Source organism: Halorubrum sp. SD612 (assembly GCF_002135005.1).
Window position 1 is genome coordinate 1,562 of sequence record NZ_NEWI01000195.1, and the last position, 2,504, is coordinate 4,065.

Annotated in this window: 2 pseudogenes; both read right to left on the bottom strand. The window is 71.9% G+C overall.

The features are described 5' to 3' along the window. A pseudogene (locus B9G38_RS14855) lies at positions 1–2,108 on the bottom strand (GAF domain-containing protein); the annotation flags it as partial. A 112-nt stretch (positions 2,109–2,220) separates the two neighbouring features. Beyond that, positions 2,221–2,504: pseudogene (locus tag B9G38_RS14860) on the bottom strand (succinate--CoA ligase subunit alpha); the annotation flags it as partial.

Consider the following 2,504-nt stretch of genomic DNA (forward strand, 5'->3'; position numbering starts at 1 on the left):
ACGGACGCTATCTCGGCGACCGTCCGGCCCTGCCGCGCCAGCGCGAGGAGGTCGTCTATGAGCTGGCTCATTCGGTCGTGCGCGTCCTCGACCCGGTCGAGTTCGTTGAGGACGGCCGGGTCGTCGGTCAGCGATCCGGCCAGCTCGGTCCGGCCGACGGCGACGCTGAGCGGGTTCCGGAGGTCGTGAGAGACGAGCCCCGCGAACTTCTCCAGCCGGTCGATCTCCCGCTGGAGCGCGGCGTCGCGGTCGCGAAGCTGCGCCGTGCGCTCGGCGGCGTCGAGCGCGACGGTGACGTTCGCCGCGAGCACCCGCGCCAGCTGGACCGCCGTGTCGTCGAAGAAGTCCGGCTCGCGGGACCCGAACGGCATCACGCCGTGGTCGGCGAGGGGGACGGCGAGCAGGCTCCGCAGGTCCCCGTACCCGACGGCGGTGTCGACGGCGTCGAGGTCGTCGACGACGACGGCGTCGCCGCGGTCGAACGCGTCCCAGATCCGTCCGTCGCCGGGGCCGAACGCGGAACGCTCGCCGAACGCCGCCCTCGCCTCCTCGCTTATCGCCGTCGGGCGGAGGACGTTCGCGTCTGGGTCGAACAGCCGAACGCCGCTGGTCGGGAACTCCAGGATGTCGATCGCCGCGCGCGCCGCGAGCGCGGCGATCTCCTCGCGCTCCTCCCCGCGGACCATCTCCCGGGTCGTCTCGTGGAGGTTCCGCAGGGTCCGCTCGACTCGCTTCTGCTCGTCGATGTCGGCGTAGATACTGTACACGACCGTTTCGGACGGCTGTTCGACGGGAATCGCGTGGAGGATGAAATCCCGCAGCCCGTCGGTCGTGTGGCGCCGCACCTCGAGCCGGTGCGGTTCGCCGCTCTCGACGACCGCGTCCCCGTCGAGGCGGTCGGCACCCGCCGGGACGACCGTATCCCGGATCTCCGCGTACCCGTGTTCGGCCGCGGAGCAGCCGAACGTCGCTTCGAACGCCTCGTTGGTCGCGTCGACGGCGCGGCCGCCGTCGTCGCCCACGACCGTCCGCGCCGCCGGGAGCGGGAGTTCGTCGAACAGCGCCGCGAGCCTGTCGCGTTCCGTCCGGAGCGCGTTCTCCGTCTCGATCTGTTCTATCGCGTCGGCCGCGTGAGCCGCCAGCAGCTCGGCGAACTCGACGTCCCGCTGGTCGAACGCGGCGTAGCCGTCCGAGACGGCCTGTAGCACGCCGTGTGAGCCGATCGGGACGCTGATCGCCGATCGAATGTCGTCGGTGACCGGGTCCGCCACCTCCGACCCCTCCCGTCGGTCGGCCCGGGACACCGGCCGCCCCGGGGACGAGGGGTCCTCCAGTTCGTCCGGGTCCGCGGGGTCGACGCTGAGGTTGTCGACCACCATCGTCTCCTCCTCGGCGACCGTGGTCCCGACGACGCCCTCGCCGACCTCGAACGTCCGGACCTCGTCCCCGGTGACGCTCTCGGAGAGGACGGCCGGGACGACGCGGTCGCCGCGCCGCCGGGCGGTGACGCACCGGTCGAACTCCAGTATCTCCTCGGCCGCGTCGACCGTGCGGTCGAACACCGCCGCGACGTCGGTCACCGACGCCAGCTCCGTCGCGAACTCGTGGATCGCCGTGACCTTCGCGTTCACCTCGCCGAGGTCGCGCTCGACCTGACGGCGCTCCAGCGCGTTCGCGACGCTGTTCGCGAGCATCTCGTAGCGGTCCCGCCCCGCGCCCTTCTGGAGGTAGTCGGTGACCCCCGCCGAGATGGCCTCGCTCGCGATCTCCTCGCTCCCCTTGCCGGTGAACAGCACGAAGGGGAGGCCGGGGTCGGCCCTGCGGACCGATTCGAGCAGCTCGAGCCCGTCCGCACCCGGCATGTCGAAGTCGCTGACGACGCAGTCGACCCCTCCCCGGCGGACGACGTCCAACGCCTCGTCCGGCGACGTTCGGGTGATCGTCCCGATCCCGTCCACGAGCCGCTCCACGTGCGTGGCCGCGAGGTCGGCCGCACCCGGCTCGTCGTCGACGAACAGGACTCGGTCCGCGCCGTCGCCGGCCGGCCCCGACGCGTCCGCTGTGACCCCGCCGGCGTCGCCCGGCGGGTCGTCGGGGCCTGAATTCATGTGCGTGTGTTTCCCTACCGATAGTTTTAGCTTTCGCTCCGGTTACCGGAGTTGAAAACGGGGACGAGACCTCGCTTCGATCGCGACGGGCGAGGCGGGTCGACCGAGCGGGCTAGAGGAAGTCCTCGACGTGGTCGGCGACCTCCTCGGGGGTGTCGCCGACGGGGACGCCCGCGTCGTTGAGCGCGTCGATCTTCGACTGCGCCGTGCCCGTGCCGGAGCCGGAGACGATGGCGCCCGCGTGGCCCATGCGCTTGCCCGGCGGCGCCGTGCGCCCGGCGATGAAGCCGGCGACCGGCGTGTCCATGTGCTCGCCGATGAACTTCGCGGCCTGCTCCTCGTCCTCCCCGCCGATCTCGCCGCACATCACGACGGCGTCGGTGTCGGTGTCGGCCT